The 15,170-nt window shown below is 35.5% G+C and carries 8 protein-coding genes and 1 pseudogene; 5 read left to right on the forward strand and 4 right to left on the reverse strand.

Annotation, left to right across the window (positions count from 1 at the left end):
* Positions 1-14: 14 nt before the first annotated feature.
* Entirely contained in the window at positions 15-2,978 is a 2,964-nt protein-coding gene (locus tag FAF07_RS09230; protein ID WP_142784836.1) for a TonB-dependent receptor, read from the reverse strand.
* A 338-nt stretch (positions 2,979-3,316) separates the two neighbouring features.
* Here FAF07_RS09230 and aspS point away from each other — a divergent pair, with 338 nt between their 5' ends.
* Genes aspS through FAF07_RS09245 form a run of 3 tightly spaced genes read left to right on the forward strand, consistent with a single transcriptional unit; the run spans position 3,317 to position 7,167 of the window.
* Complete coding sequence (gene aspS, locus FAF07_RS09235; protein WP_142784837.1) at positions 3,317-5,071, forward strand: aspartate--tRNA ligase; 1,755 nt, start codon at positions 3,317-3,319, stop codon at positions 5,069-5,071.
* Positions 5,072-5,118: 47 nt separating this feature from the next.
* Complete coding sequence (locus tag FAF07_RS09240) at positions 5,119-6,906, forward strand: chloride channel protein (protein WP_142784838.1); 1,788 nt, start codon at positions 5,119-5,121, stop codon at positions 6,904-6,906.
* A 24-nt stretch (positions 6,907-6,930) separates the two neighbouring features.
* On the forward strand, positions 6,931-7,167 hold the full coding sequence (locus FAF07_RS09245) for a hypothetical protein (protein ID WP_142784839.1): 237 nt from the start codon (positions 6,931-6,933) through the stop codon (positions 7,165-7,167).
* Between the two features lie 62 nt (positions 7,168-7,229).
* Here FAF07_RS09245 and FAF07_RS09250 read toward each other — a convergent pair whose 3' ends face one another.
* Positions 7,230-7,679 carry a nucleoside deaminase gene (locus FAF07_RS09250; RefSeq protein WP_142784840.1) on the reverse strand — a complete coding sequence of 150 codons (450 nt, stop codon included), beginning with the start codon at positions 7,677-7,679 and terminating at the stop codon, positions 7,230-7,232.
* Between the two features lie 42 nt (positions 7,680-7,721).
* Between FAF07_RS09250 and dxs the strand changes: the two genes are divergently transcribed.
* Entirely contained in the window at positions 7,722-9,482 is a 1,761-nt protein-coding gene (gene dxs, locus FAF07_RS09255) for a 1-deoxy-D-xylulose-5-phosphate synthase (protein ID WP_142784841.1), read from the forward strand.
* Here dxs and FAF07_RS09260 read toward each other — a convergent pair.
* Both FAF07_RS09260 and FAF07_RS09265 read right to left on the reverse strand, forming a co-directional pair.
* Positions 9,455-10,168 (reverse strand): fibronectin type III domain-containing protein, encoded by a 714-nt coding sequence (locus tag FAF07_RS09260; RefSeq protein ID WP_142784842.1) that lies wholly within the window; start codon positions 10,166-10,168, stop codon positions 9,455-9,457. The two genes, dxs and FAF07_RS09260, sit on opposite strands and share 28 nt — an antisense overlap.
* 34 nt (positions 10,169-10,202) lie before the next feature.
* Positions 10,203-14,201 carry a thrombospondin type 3 repeat-containing protein gene (locus tag FAF07_RS09265; protein ID WP_142784843.1) on the reverse strand — a complete coding sequence of 1,333 codons (3,999 nt, stop codon included), beginning with the start codon at positions 14,199-14,201 and terminating at the stop codon, positions 10,203-10,205.
* A gap of 128 nt (positions 14,202-14,329) precedes the next feature.
* On the opposite strand from FAF07_RS09265, the pseudogene FAF07_RS09270 reads away from it, so the two are divergent.
* Positions 14,330-15,161 (forward strand): annotated as a pseudogene (locus FAF07_RS09270) (transposase).
* Positions 15,162-15,170 lie beyond the last annotated feature (9 nt).

Consider the following 15,170-nt stretch of genomic DNA (forward strand, 5'->3'; position numbering starts at 1 on the left):
TTAAAGTATTCTTACTATTTTAATTTAAAACTTAATCTAGCAAAAAGGAAACGCCCGCCAACGCCAAACTGTTGAGAACGTCTTGACCAATCAAAACGCCCACTGCTTCGGTTAGCTTCAATAGCTCTATCTGGATAAACATCCAATAGATTATTTGCTCCAATAGTTAATGTTAAACTTTCAGAAGCTTTATAGCCAAAAGATAAATCGGTTACTAATTTAGATCCGAAAACCTGCTGATTAGCTATGCTAGTTGTGGCTTCAGAAACTTCACCAAACCAAACATTTCTTAAAAACACATTCCATTTACCTGTAGATAAGTTGTTAGTTAAATTCACTTTAGTTCTTGGTACAGCTTCTTCAAGGTAAATTCTACTATCTTCTGGAAAATAGGTCCCCACTAATCCTGCATCCTCTAAAACCTTAGAAGCTTTAATAGCTCCAACTTGTTTTGTTTTAGAGAACGTTCCTGATAAGTCTGATTTCAATCTTGCATTTGTTCCCATATTCGCAGTATGAGTTAATACAATATCCAATCCTTTAGATTCCGTATCAATAGCATTTGCAAAAAATGATGCTGCTGATGCATTAGCTTGAGAAAGCAAATTTGCTAATTCTTGATTAGCTGCATCAATTGGATCTCCATTAGAGTCACGTTGTGGAGCAAATTGACCTGTATAAACCACTCTGTCATCAATACTTACAAAATACCCATCAACTGTTAAAGTTAAATTTGCATCGGGCAATTTCGCCGTAAACCCTAAGCTGATACTTCTTGAAGTTTCTTCCTTTAACTTCGGAATTCCTAAAAGCTTTGCTGCTCTACTGTCATTTGAAAACGTACCGACCTCAACCGGGATACCGTCTTGAAATATGGTAGAAGTGGAATTAAAATTTAATTGATGTAATGAGGGCGCTCTAAAACCTGTATTTAAAGCCGCTCTTATATTAACATTTTCACTAGCTTTTAATCTGGTCGCCAATTTAAAATTAATGGTCGATCCGAAATCTGAATAGTTTTCAAAACGCGTTGCAAAACTCATTAAAAATGTTTCGGAGAAATCAGCTTCTAAATCAACATAACCAGCTATACTACTTCTATCTCTTGACAATTCATTAGCTGGACTAAATCCAGGAAATACTTGAGAGCCTCCTGGACGTGCTCTTCCAAAAAAGTCTCTAGCTGGATCTTGAGAAGGCAATGTAATTAACTCTCCTGCTTGAGTATATTGTCCATAAGATGCTTCTTCACCTGCTACAATTTGATAATTTTCTAAACGGTATTCTGCTCCAAAAGCTACATTTAAACCACTAAAAGTATCATCAAAAAATTGATTAACATCTAAGTTTACTGTATTTTGACTAAAGTTAAAACCACCCGCATCAAAAGTAGTTGGTGATGCATTTTGGCGTGATGCATTAAATGTATTTCCTATGGTATATAAAAACCCATTTTTACCCCAAGAATTACTTAAATCAATATTCCAATCACTTATCTTTCCTTTAATACCAACGGCGAGCGATTTATCTGTAATTGTTGAATTGATTTCAGGTAAAAACCCATTGATGTATGCCGGTGTATAGGTTCTGCTTTGGTTTGGTAATCTATAAAATCCAGCCGAATTTCCTTTTCTAGAACTCATTCCTGCAAAAGAATATAACTCTGTTCCTGCATCATCTAATGGTAAAGACATATTTGCAAAAAAGCGACCTCCTCTAACTTGAGACTGACCAACGCGCATATTATAATCACTTCTTTGTTGTCCTCTAGCTAAAAGTTCTGCTGTGGTATTGTCTATTGGAGTTACTCCTGTTGGAACTCCACTACTATTTAGTGTTAATCGTGTTAGAATACCTGCAACCGAATTTGCTCCATCAGAAATACCTATTAAATCTTCCTTTGTTGCCCCAGGACTTATTCCTAATCCAGCAGCATTTCCATACTGAATAACATCAGATAAATCATCATCTAACAAATCAGACAAATTATAACCATCTGCTGCTGCAAATCTTTCAATGGTGTTATACAAATTAAAAACATCACCTTCCCATTCTTTCATTCTACTGTAATCTTCACGATAATCAAAATCACCAGTAAAATTGATGTAACCACCTTTATCACCTAAAGCTACGCCATAATTCGCACTAATATTTACCGTTTCTCCATCAACACCTCCAGTTTGATCATTCGCGTTTTTTGCAAAATTCGCACCAGTAGTCATATTTAAAGTCAGTTCATTAACACTTGTATTTAATACTATATTAATTACACCCGCAATAGCATCTGATCCGTATTGTGCCGCAGCACCATCTCTCATCACTTCTAATCTTTGTATGGCTCCTGATGGAATAGCATTTAAATCTGTACCAACACTACCTCTACCAAATGTTCCATTTACATTGACCAAAGATGAATTGTGTCTTCTTTTTCCGTTAATTAAAACCAATACTTGATCTGGCCCTAAACCTCTCAAGGAAGCAGGATCTATATGATCCGTTCCATCTGAAATAGTTTGTGTGTTTGATGTGAACGAAGGTGCTACGAAATTTAAAATTTGATTTAAATTTACTTGAGGCCCTGCTGATGTGAGTTCAGATATATCAATAACATCTACTGGTACCGGCGTATCTACTGCTGTTCTACTTGGGTTTCTCGAACCAATAAGTACCACCTCATCTAATGCAACACCAGATTTCATTGTAACATTCAATATATTTCCAGTAACTTTTAATTCTTGTGTATCATAGCCAACATAGGAAAAAACAAGTATATCTCCATTATTGGCATCAATTAAATAGTTCCCGTCAAAATCTGTCGTGGTTCCTGTTGTAGTTCCTTTAACTACAACTGAAACACCAGGTATAGGGCCTGAAGTGTCGTCAAGAACAGTTCCTTTTACTTCTTGCGCATCCATTGAATTTAATGATGCTAAGAGCATAAAAATCATAAAAAGCTTAAATGTTAGTAATTTGTACATAATTTATTTTTTGAGTTAGTTATAGCTAAGATATACATATTATACACCAAAACTATGCGTGCATAATATTATTTTTCAAAGAAAGTGTTTATTTTTTGCGTTATTAATAAAATTTTTCTTAAAATATAATAATTAAGCTATTTATCTAATTTGTTCATAATAACCATTGAGATTAGATTAAAATACATGAGTAAAAATTATATTTTTCTACACCTATTAAAACTCAAAAAAAACAAAATATCGTTTCCTCTTTTATGACAATAGATACTGAGTAAAAAAGACACGAAAAAATTTGAACTCCATTCTATTTCACTAAATTTGCACATTAAAATTTTTCTATGTACAGAAGTCATAATTGTGGTGAATTAAGAGCCACAAATATAAATGAAGAAGTAACCCTAGCGGGCTGGGTTCAAAAATCGCGGGATAAAGGATTTATTGTTTGGGTAGATTTACGCGATAGATACGGCATAACACAGCTCGTGTTTGACGAAGAGCGCACTCCAAAAATTATGATGGAGCAAGCGCAGAAACTAGGACGTGAATTTGTGATTCAAATAACAGGTACTGTTATTGAGCGCGCTTCAAAAAACCCAAATATGTCTACAGGCGATATTGAGATTTTGGTTTCCAAGCTGAGCATTTTAAATGAATCGTTATTACCACCTTTTACTATTGAAGATAAAACAGATGGCGGTGAAGACATTAGAATGAAATACCGTTATCTGGATATTCGCCGAAACCCTGTAAAGGACAATTTGATATTTAGGCATAAGGTGACTCAAGAAGTCCGTAACTATTTATCAAAAGAAGGATTTATTGAGGTTGAAACACCTTATTTAATTAAATCAACTCCAGAAGGTGCACGAGATTTTGTGGTGCCATCACGCATGAATGAAGGTCAGTTTTATGCCCTTCCCCAATCGCCTCAAACCTTTAAGCAATTGCTTATGATTGGTGGTATGGATAAGTATTTTCAAATTGTAAAATGCTTTCGCGATGAAGATTTGCGTGCCGATAGACAACCCGAATTCACACAGATAGACTGTGAAATGGCCTTTATTGAACAGGAAGATATTTTAAATGCTTTTGAAGGATTGACGCGGCATTTACTTAAAGAAGTGAATGGTGTTGACATTGAAAAATTTCCACGCATGCTGTATGATGACGCCATGCGCCTCTATGGAAATGACAAACCAGACATTCGTTTTGGAATGGAGTTCTGCCCCCTAACCCCCAAAGGGGAGGATTTTGGTTTCTCTGTTTTTGATGATGCCGAATTAGTTGTTGGTATTTCTGTGAAAGGTTGTGCCAATTACACAAGAAAACAGATTGACGAATTAGTAAACTGGGTTAAAAGACCGCAAATAGGAGCCACTGGATTAATTTGGATAAAACACTCTGAAGATGGCACTTTAACATCTTCAGTCAATAAGTTTTTTGATGAAGATTATTTAAACCATTTTTCAAATAAAATGAAAGCTGAAGCTGGTGATTTAATGTTAGTTTTAGCTGGCAACACCGATAAAGTGCGTACACAGTTAAGTGCTTTACGGATGGAATTGGCCGATCGTTTAGGTCTAAGAAATCCTAAAGAGTTTGCACCCCTTTGGGTCATGGATTTCCCATTATTGGAATGGGATGAAGACACAGAACGCTACCACGCCATGCACCATCCATTTACATCCCCTAAACCAGGACAATTAGAATTATTGAAAACAAATCCAGGAGACGTAAAAGCCAATGCTTACGATTTGGTATTGAATGGCAATGAAATTGGCGGAGGTTCTATTAGAATTCACGATAAGGAAACCCAAGCTTTAATGTTTGATTATTTAGGCTTTACTCCAGAAGAAGCCAAAGCGCAATTTGGTTTTTTAATGGATGCTTTTCAATATGGCGCACCGCCGCACGGTGGTCTAGCCTTTGGGTTGGATAGGTTAGTTGCCATTTTAGGCGGCCAAGAAACCATTAGAGATTTTATTGCGTTTCCTAAAAATAACAATGGTCGCGATGTAATGATAGACGCACCAGCACCTATTGATGATAAACAATTAGAAGAATTAAGTTTGAAACTTAATTTAAAATCATAAACAAATAAAATCCTGCAAAGCGCAGGATTTTTTATTAGTTTTATAACATGCGCATAACCTATAAAAGCTTACTCAGAAAGTTTTTAATCTGGAAATATAAACATATTTCTGAGCGTCAATTTGTGTATTTACTAAGTATCCTTGTTGGGTTTTTGGCAGGTTTAGGAACAGTATTACTTAAAAATCTAACCCATTATATCAAACTGCTTTTCGAATTGGATTTGTTTAATAACTATCAAAATTCACTTTACTTTATTTTTCCTATTATTGGATTGCTCTTGGTGTTCATTATCAAAAAAATATGGCTCAAAAAACATATTGGCCACGGCATCTCATCAACACTTTATGCCATTTCAAAACTTAACGGCATCATTCCCAGGTATAATATTTTCGCAGCCTTAATAACCGCGCCTTTAACCGTGGGCTTTGGAGGATCTGTGGGTTTACAAGGCCCTGCTGTAAGTGTAGGATCTGCATTAGGCTCAAATGCCGCGCGTTTGTTTCATATGAATACTAAAACACGCATGCTTTTAATTGGCTGTGCAGCAGCGGCGGCCATGTCCTCTATGTTTAAAGCGCCCATTGCAGCCATCATTTTTGCTGTAGAGATATTTAGTCTAGATATCGCATTTGCTTCATTAGTACCTTTGCTATTGGCATCCGTTTCGGCAGTTATTACCTCTTATTTTTTCCTAGGGACAGATGTGTTACTTCGGTTTGAACTGGTAGATAAATTTGAAATCAACGACATTCTATTTTATATTATTTTGGGTATCGTAACGGGGCTGGCATCGGTATATTTTTCTAAAGTGTTTTTTGCCATCACCAACTTTTTTAAACAATTTGAAAGCAGATTAATACGCCTTCTCATTGGAGCTTTAGCCATTGGCACCATGCTATATTTTATACCACCACTTTACGGTGAAGGCTATGGTATTATGAACAATTTATTGAAAGGAGACCATTTGGAAGCAATTGGTGTGACCCCATTTAAATTAGATTTAACCAATATATGGATTGTTATTGGGCTTCTTTTAGGCATAGCTATCTTTAAAGCTATAGCCATGACGACGACCTTCGGTGCAGGTGGTGTAGGTGGTGTGTTTATTCCAACCCTAGTCATGGGAAGCGCTCTAGGAAATGCTTTTGCTAAAATAATTAATAATATAGGTCTAGATTTTAATGTTTCTGAATCTAATTTCACACTCATAGGAATGACTGGTCTAATGGCTGGCGTACTGCATGCGCCACTTACGGCGATATTCCTTATTGCTGAAATTACTGGTGGTTACGAATTATTTGTACCATTAATGATTGTTTCTGCAATATCGTTTACCATTACTAAATATTACATCTCGCATTCTATCTATACCTTGAAATTGGCCGAACGCGGAGAACTCATGACACATGATAAAGACCAAAATGTGCTGATGGTGTTAGATATTAATAAAGTGATAGAACGTAATTTTATTGTACTTAAACCCGATATGAAATTGCGTGCCATTTTAAAAAATGCCGTCGCCAAATCATCAAGAAACCATTTTCCAGTGGTGAATGATAATCATGAATTTTTAGGCGTTATCCGATTGGATGATATTAGGCACATTATGTTTGACACCGAACTTTATGATACTGTTGATGCTGCTAGCCTTATGCATGCAGATGCTGGTATTATTGATTATGACCACGATTCGATGCATATCATCATGGAGAAATTTAAAAGCAGTGGCGCTTGGAATTTACCTGTTATTAAAGGTGGTAAATATTATGGCTACATTTCAAAATCTAAATTGCTCACCGCCTACAGGCAACAACTTATTAATTTTACAAAATAGATTTAAAAAACGCATTTAAGAATTATGAAATATCTTATTCTAGTAATAACTATTGCTGCACTCGCAAGTATTATTATAGGGTTTACAATACGTCTTGATTATTCCGAAAAGCTTATTGGTTTTGGCGTATTGGGATTGTTTTTGATCGTATTTCCGCTATTCTCTTACCACCGCTGGAAAGGTAAAAACCCCAAAGATTATATACTTAGCAAAGAAAATCTAGATAAAATGCGCGACAATCAAAAGCGAAAAAAAACATAATCCATATTTGAGCATTACTTACCCGATAGACATCTGGAAATAGGTTCGCTTTAAATTCTGTATTAATTTAAATTTCGTCTTTCAATAAAAAATCGCTTTAATAAGGCTGTGGCTTCCTCTGCCAAAATTCCACCAGTAATAATTGTTTTAGGATGTAATTTAGTGTTTAAATGAATGCATCCGCGCTCCTTATCGCGAGCGCCATAAACGATTTTAGGAATCTGACTCCAGTATAGTGCGCCAGCACACATTTGGCAAGGCTCTAGGGTGACATACAAAGTGCAATTTAAAAGATACTTACCACCCAAAAAATTACTCGCAGCAGTAATAGCTTGCATTTCTGCGTGGGCTGTAACATCTGTTAAGGTTTCGGTTAAATTGTGGCATCTAGCAATAATTCTGTTTTCAACTACAATTATAGCCCCTACAGGAATTTCGCCTTTTTCAAAAGCAACCTCAGCTTCCTGAAGTGCTTTTTTCATAAAATACCTATCATCAAAAGGTTCAATCATAACAACAAAAATACAATTTCAAAATATTACATTTGTAAATTAATGAGCAATCTTTTAAATACCATAAACTCACCCAAAGAACTCCGTCTTTTAAACCAAAAAGACTTACCTCAGCTTGCACAAGAATTACGAGAATTCATCATAAATATTGTGGCCACTAAAGAAGGGCATTTAGGCGCTAGCTTAGGTGTTGTAGAATTAACCATTGCACTGCATTATGTATTTAACACACCTAAAGACGAACTGATTTGGGATGTTGGTCATCAGGCTTACGGGCATAAAATTTTAACCGAAAGACGAAATAAATTTCACACCAATCGGCAACTTGGTGGGTTAAGCGGATTCCCAAAACGTAGCGAAAGTAACTATGATGCCTTTGGTGTTGGACACGCTTCAACTTCTATTTCGGCTGCATTGGGTATGGCTATTGCATCAAAACTAAAAGGTGATTTTGAAAAACACCATATCGCAGTAATTGGAGATGCTAGTATTGCTAGCGGTATGGCTTTTGAAGGGTTGAATCACGCTGGTGTTACTGACGCTAATTTATTAGTGATTTTAAATGATAATGCTATTGGCATAGACCCAAGTGTTGGGGCTTTAAAAATGTATTTAACTAATGTAAAGAATGGCACTCAAAAGCGAAATAACATTATCAAAGCTTTAAATTTTGATTATTCTGGACCTATTGATGGACATGATATTGATAAAATTATTTCTGAATTAAAAAGACTAAAAAAAGTAAAAGGCCCTAAGTTTTTACACGTCATAACTACCAAAGGGAAAGGTTTAAAACAAGCCGAAACCGACCAAGTTAAATATCATGCACCTGGGAAATTTGATGCTAAAACTGGGAATCTTTATCCTAAACCCATAACTAATGAAGCCCCCAAATATCAAGATGTTTTTGGGCTTACCATTGTAGAGCTCGCTAAAGAAAATGAGAACATTGTAGGTATTACACCCGCTATGCCCACAGGGAGCTCTCTAAAATATATGATGGCGGAAATTCCAGAACGTGCTTTTGATGTAGGGATTGCTGAACAGCACGCCGTAACATTGGCAGCAGGTATGGCAACACAAGGGTTAATTCCGTTTTGCAATATTTACTCCACGTTTTTACAACGGGCTTACGATCAAATAATTCATGATGTAGCAATTCAAAAACTACCTGTTGTTCTTTGTTTAGACCGTGCTGGTTTAGTTGGAGAAGATGGTGCAACGCATCATGGGGTTTTTGATTTATCATTTTTAAGATGCATCCCGAACCTCATCATTTTTGCACCCAGAAACGAAATAGAGTTACGCAATATTATGTACACCGCTCAACTTGGGCTGGAATTACCTATTGCTATTCGGTATCCACGTGGTCGCGGTATAACTGTTAATTGGAAACAAGCGTTTTCTAAAATTGAAATAGGAAAGGGTGTTCAGCTTAAAAAAGGTGGTAATTTAGCCATTTTAAGCATTGGGAGTATTGCTAAAAATGTTTCAGAAGCTATCTTAAACTTAGATGTTTCTCATTATGATATGCGTTTTGTAAAACCTCTTGACGAAAAACTACTTCATAGTATCTTTAAACAGTATAATACAATTATTACTATTGAAGATAACGCTGTAAAAGGTGGTTTTGGAAGTGCAGTTTTGGAATTTGCATCTGCAAATAATTATAAAAATGACATTACCCTTCTAGGGATTCCTGATTCTTTTATTGAGCATGGTACGGTTGATGAATTACAATACTCCCTTAATATAGATACTGAGAGTTTAAAAAATTATATCACATTAAAACTCCAGATTTGACCAATAGTTTTTGCTCCAAAATTATCTAAGGTATTAATCTTCCAATAATAAGTTTTCCCAGACTCTACAATAACATCCGAAGTTTCAGCAGTTAAATCAGACGATACCAATGGAGGATCGGTTGCTTCTCCAAAAAACAATTCATAAGTCAATATGTCTTCTGTATTTGTATCAGCGCCTTTCCAATTTAAACTTATTGTACCAGCACTTATAGTACTATTTATATCTGGACTAATAATTTCGGCAGTAAACGGCGCATAGTTTGACGCTCCAATTCCCTCAGTATAAAATGCAAAAACAGAACTGGACTCTCCAATATTATCCTTAAGATCCTCAGGAGTTATTCTCCAGTAATATGCTACACCATTTTCTAAAGTAATATTTATTGTTGTTCCAGAAACCACGCGATCTTCAACAAGATCTGTTAAGCTTCTATTTTTTGCAATTGTAATTTTATACTTTACAACATCATTTTCAGGATCTACGGATTGACTCCAATTAAACGCAATTAGGTTATCAATACACAATAAATTTTCAGAAGGATAAATTAAATCCACTTTAGAGGGCGCCATATTTACAGGATCAACAATTTCTTCTTTTGGAGGATTATCATCGCCTCCGCTACAAGCAAAGAAAAATACTAATGTTGTAATTACAAATATAAATGTTTGAAATTTCCTTTTCATCTTAAACCATATTAGGCTATAAAAAATAGCATTATTATTTTTTAAATACTTTAAATACTAAGGGTTTATCAATATTAACCTTTACAAAATACACACCCTTGCTTAAAGCCTCAAAAGGAATATTTACAAAAGTTGATGCTCCTTTATCTACAACTCGATCATATAATAACTGTCCGCTTAAATTGTATATTTGAACAGGTATTTGATTTTGATTTATTGAAGGAAGAGTCACTCTTAAAACATCAACAACAGGATTAGGGCTTGCAGTAAATTTGTCAAAATTATTACTGTCAATTACTTTTGAAATTTTTCCTTCGCAGGCTTTAGAAGATGATATTTCCAAAACTCCAGACTGTGACGTTTGTATTTCAAATGATTTTTCACTTGTTGTTCTTATAATCTCTCCATTGAAAGTGATATCAAATGGAGGCGTTCCTTTGTTTATAGTGATAAATGTAGTAGTATCAGAATCTGTGTTAGCTCTATTATCAAAATCAACATCTATTACAGCTGCGGGTGCTATATTAATCTCAAAGCATTGTTCAAATGTTGTGTTTTCAACGGATACGCAAACCAAATATGAACCAGCAACTAAATTTTCAAATGTTACAGTGGCGTCAAAACCTTCACTTAAACTTATCCCTTCACCATTTAATATTGCATTATAAGTGATATACGTTTCCTTTGTTGTTATAATAATTTTTCCATTCTCTGAACCCTCACAAGTTTCTGAAACTATTTCTAAAGAAATATTATCGGGGTTTTCATAACTGGTATCGCACGCATCTCCAACACCATTTCCATTAGTGTCTTGCTGATCTGAATTCGCAGTTGTTAAACAATTATCCTCAATATCAATTACACCATCGTCATCTACATCTTGACAGCCATCTCCAATACCATTTCCATCAGTATCTATTTGATCTATATTAGAATTTTCCGGACAATTATCATTAACATCCAAAATAGTATCATTATCTGAATCTTGACAAACATCTCCAATACCGTTTGCATCTACATCCGCCTGATCTGCATTGGCAACTTGAGGGCAATTATCAACTTCATTAAGTATTCCATCGCCATCAATATCTTCATCAGGAACTAATTCAAAAGCTCCCGAAAATACGCCTCTACCATAAGTTGATGCAAAAACCATATTATCATCTCTTACATCCATATCTGTAACTTTTACATTACTCATTCCGTTGTAAGCCTGATTCCATTCTGGTGAAGCTGTTGAGAAATTAGTTGTAAACCAAACCCCAAGATCTGTTCCTATAATAACCTCATTATAATTTAATGGGTTTTGTAAAATTGTATTTACTGGTAAATCTGGTAAATCACCTTCTTTGTTTTGCCAACTTGCACCGCCATCGTTTGTATACCAAATATTAACAACCCCATAATTATGCATGGTAACAAATATTTCGTTTTCATTGGCTCCAAATTCAACATCCGATACACTTCCAACAAAACTTGATCCACTTATGTTTGTCCAGACAGGGTTATCGCCATCAGCATTTTCTACTTTAAGAAGATCTCCTAAAACAGTCCCTATATATAGTTTTGTAGATCTTGATGTATAAGGAGAAACCCTGAATGCTGTTGGTCTTGATGTAAGCAAAGCATCTGTTAAATCTGTCTTTACAATAGTAGCTTGAGATTTAATTCCTGAATATCTTTTAATTAAACTATTGCCTGCAGAAGAATAATTTGAATATAGTATATCTAGATGAGAATCTAAGCCCTGAGGATTTATAAAAGACCCATTAGAATCTTCTTCATCGTTTATTATAATATACTCTCCTTCTATATAATCATATAAAACAACAAATGTGTTATAAAATACATTTGCAACAAAATAAGCATCACTACCATCTTGATCAAAAAAGCTATATCCTCCGTCTCCGCCAACAACCTCTAGAGAATTATCCGGCGCATTTACAATTGCATCTTGAAATATCTGAGTCCCATTATCTTGAGCTCCAGCTATAAAATAATCGCCTTCAAATACACTTTCCGGTCCAACTCCAATGCTATAAAACTGTGCAGTTATAAAACCGTTATTACGGTCACTAATTGTAGAACCAGCGTTACTTGAATAATAAATTCCCCCATCATTAGCGAAAAGCACTTTACTATTGTCATTGTTTCCATAGGCAACCCTATGCTGATCTGCATGAACTAAGGGTTCACTTAGATCTGCTAAGTTGTTATTATTAGACCATTTTGATATCTGATTCCAAGAATCTCCTCCATTTGTGGATTTAAATAAATCAATACCGCCAGTATAAACAACATTATCATCTACAGGGTCTACAGATATTGTTAAATTATAAAACGCTTGATTCCTTGTAAAATCATTAGTAGGGATACCTGTATCAGCATCATTTGGCAAAGCCAGACTTATTGTAGAGGCAAATCCATCATCAGTTCGCTCTAATATAATGGGTGCATTGTCCGATCCTTCGGCTAAAACATACAATTTTTGAGCATCGCTTCTAGATGAAGATATTTGTGTTCTAACACCATTATCTATTTGATAACTATTTGTAAAAACATCACCGTCAACAGAGGACAAAACTGCTCCTCCTCCATCACCAAATAGTACACTATTGGTAGTAGCAACCCAAATTTTATTATCTATTCCTATCTCAATATCATTTGGGCAATGTTTATTGCCATTTGAAGTTAATGGAAGTGAAACTTCAACCCAATTTGTGCCACCATCAACAGATTTATACAATCCAAATTCTAATCCTCCTAATGAGGTAAATATATTGGCTTCACTATAAAAAGAATCTCCAGCAGCAACATAAATTTCTGAAACTCCAGCGTTATTTCTAACCACTACATCGTTAATATGTTGTATTCCAGGAACAAGCAACCCATTAAAAACGCCTGCTCTTGGGTTTAAAGAAACATTAACTATTTCTGTACTTAATGTGTTTTCAATGGCATCCCCATTTGCTTTAGAAATAAAAACTGAAGGTATTGTAATTGAAGCATCATCACCTGACATGTTTACAAGGTTACCAGTAGTATTATCAGTCACTATTACTGCTATGGCTCCAGCATCCTGTGCATTTTTTACCTTTAGCGTAAAATTACAATCCCCTCTTCTTATTAATGCTATTTTACCAGCCATTTCAGAACTATTAGTAAAAGCTTCACATCCTAAAGTTGGAGATGCTGTCCCGTCGTTTGCTAATACTACATCGGCAGTGATAACCGAATTTATTATCGTCCCAAAACTTGTTGTGCGTTGATAAGATATGTCTCCAGTTATAGATACTGGTGAATTTATTGTTATAATACTAGTAGATGTTTGTACGGAACTATCTCCGCTTGCACCTCCAAAGATTTTTACCCATGTTTCTCCGCTATCTTCAGATTTCCATAATCCATCTCCGTTAACATCGCCACCAACATAAGATTCCCCTGTTCCCATATAAAAAATATTAGAATCATTACGATCATACGTTAAAGATGAAACGGCTAAATTTTCAGGAATTGCTACTCTTTCCCATTGAGAATTTGCACTAGATATATTAGAATTTTTCCATAAACCACCACTTATACCGCCTGCAAAAACTATCTGGTTGGTAGCATCATTGGGGTCAAACATAACAGCTCTAGATCTACCACCTACATTGTTTGGCCCTCTTTCAACCCAAGAATTTTCAGCCTTTTCGCCAGGTACAACCTTACCAAAAGCTCCATTTTTTAAACCTCTTTGGTTTAATAGTTCTTTCTGAATCTTGCGTAAATTTTCTGTTGTTGGTCTGCCCAAAGCTGGGTTCATTGTTAGCTCCCATCGCTCCTCAAAATACTTGTTTGGAGGCAGCCCGTTATTTTTTCTTTCCTCTTTTGTATACTCAAGTGTTTCTTTGAATGGACTATTATTCAAAAAGTCTTCATGCTTTTTTTTTAAATCGCTTATTTGATTTTCTGGCGCTTCTTGTTTATTAAATAAGAAAACAAGCATTCCTAAAAATAAAACACCTATTAGTAGAAGTATTATTCTTTTCATTCCAATTTTTTAACAAATATACATTTTTAGTATTGATATACATTTTTAGTATTGAACTCATTTAAAGTCTTTGAAAATAAAAAAGGGCTGTATAAATTTGCGTTGCGAAACATAAAAAACACAACCCTATGTACCAAGTACCGAGCAAAGATATGATAGAAATGGAAATAGTCCCATATTTACCAATAGGAAAGCGGGACCCAAAGCCAAAAGCCCCATTGGCCGAGATCGTAAACTGTATTTTGTATAAGTTAAAGACGGGCGTTCAATGGGAATTCTTGCCAATAAACAGTTTGTTTGGGCAATCTGCCCTAAATTATCAATCTGTATTCCACCATTATCGCAAATGGTGCAGGTCAGGGGCTTGGAAATCTTGTTGGATCCACTTATTGTCTTCCCACAAATCAAAACTTGACCTGTCCAGTGGCGACTTGGATGGCAGCCATACCCCGGCATTAAAAGGAGGGGAACAGGTTGGCTATCAGGGTAGAAAAAGGCGCAGGACCACAAATGCCCTGTACCTTACCTAAAGATAGGGCTTGCCATTGGCCATGTCCGAGCCTGTTTCGGGCATCCACAATGACCTGTTTGATATAGAGGTACAGTTTGAAGGGGGTTATTGGAACATTGGAAGAAGCAGGAATCAATGTGGATGGGTTATTTATAAATGCAGATGCAGGATTTGGTTGCCAAAAACTTAGGGATAAATGCGGGGCTAAAGGAATCATGGCCAATTTGGCAGAAAACAAACGGAACGGAAATAGCGAAAACGATTATTATTTTGACGGGAGATTATATAAAGAACGATATAGTGTGGAGCGCACCAATACTTGGATGGACAGCTTTCGCTCTTTGTTGAACAGGTTCGACACAACTATAGCCAGTTGGAAAGGCTTTAACTTTTTAGCCCTTATAGTAATTGCCCTGAAAAAATTCTATCCCAATAAAAACTTTAAATAAGTTCATTAA

The sequence above is a fragment of the Changchengzhania lutea genome (genome assembly GCF_006974145.1).
GTDB lineage: Bacteria > Bacteroidota > Bacteroidia > Flavobacteriales > Flavobacteriaceae > Changchengzhania > Changchengzhania lutea.

Coding starts and splice junctions, on each gene's coding strand:
- FAF07_RS09230 (WP_142784836.1), bottom strand. CDS start 2,978: ATGTACAAATTACTAACATTTAAGCTTTTTATGATTTTTATGCTCTTA.
- aspS (WP_142784837.1), top strand. CDS start 3,317: ATGTACAGAAGTCATAATTGTGGTGAATTAAGAGCCACAAATATAAAT.
- FAF07_RS09240 (WP_142784838.1), top strand. CDS start 5,119: ATGCGCATAACCTATAAAAGCTTACTCAGAAAGTTTTTAATCTGGAAA.
- FAF07_RS09245 (WP_142784839.1), top strand. CDS start 6,931: ATGAAATATCTTATTCTAGTAATAACTATTGCTGCACTCGCAAGTATT.
- FAF07_RS09250 (WP_142784840.1), bottom strand. CDS start 7,679: ATGATTGAACCTTTTGATGATAGGTATTTTATGAAAAAAGCACTTCAG.
- dxs (WP_142784841.1), top strand. CDS start 7,722: ATGAGCAATCTTTTAAATACCATAAACTCACCCAAAGAACTCCGTCTT.
- FAF07_RS09260 (WP_142784842.1), bottom strand. CDS start 10,168: ATGAAAAGGAAATTTCAAACATTTATATTTGTAATTACAACATTAGTA.
- FAF07_RS09265 (WP_142784843.1), bottom strand. CDS start 14,201: ATGAAAAGAATAATACTTCTACTAATAGGTGTTTTATTTTTAGGAATG.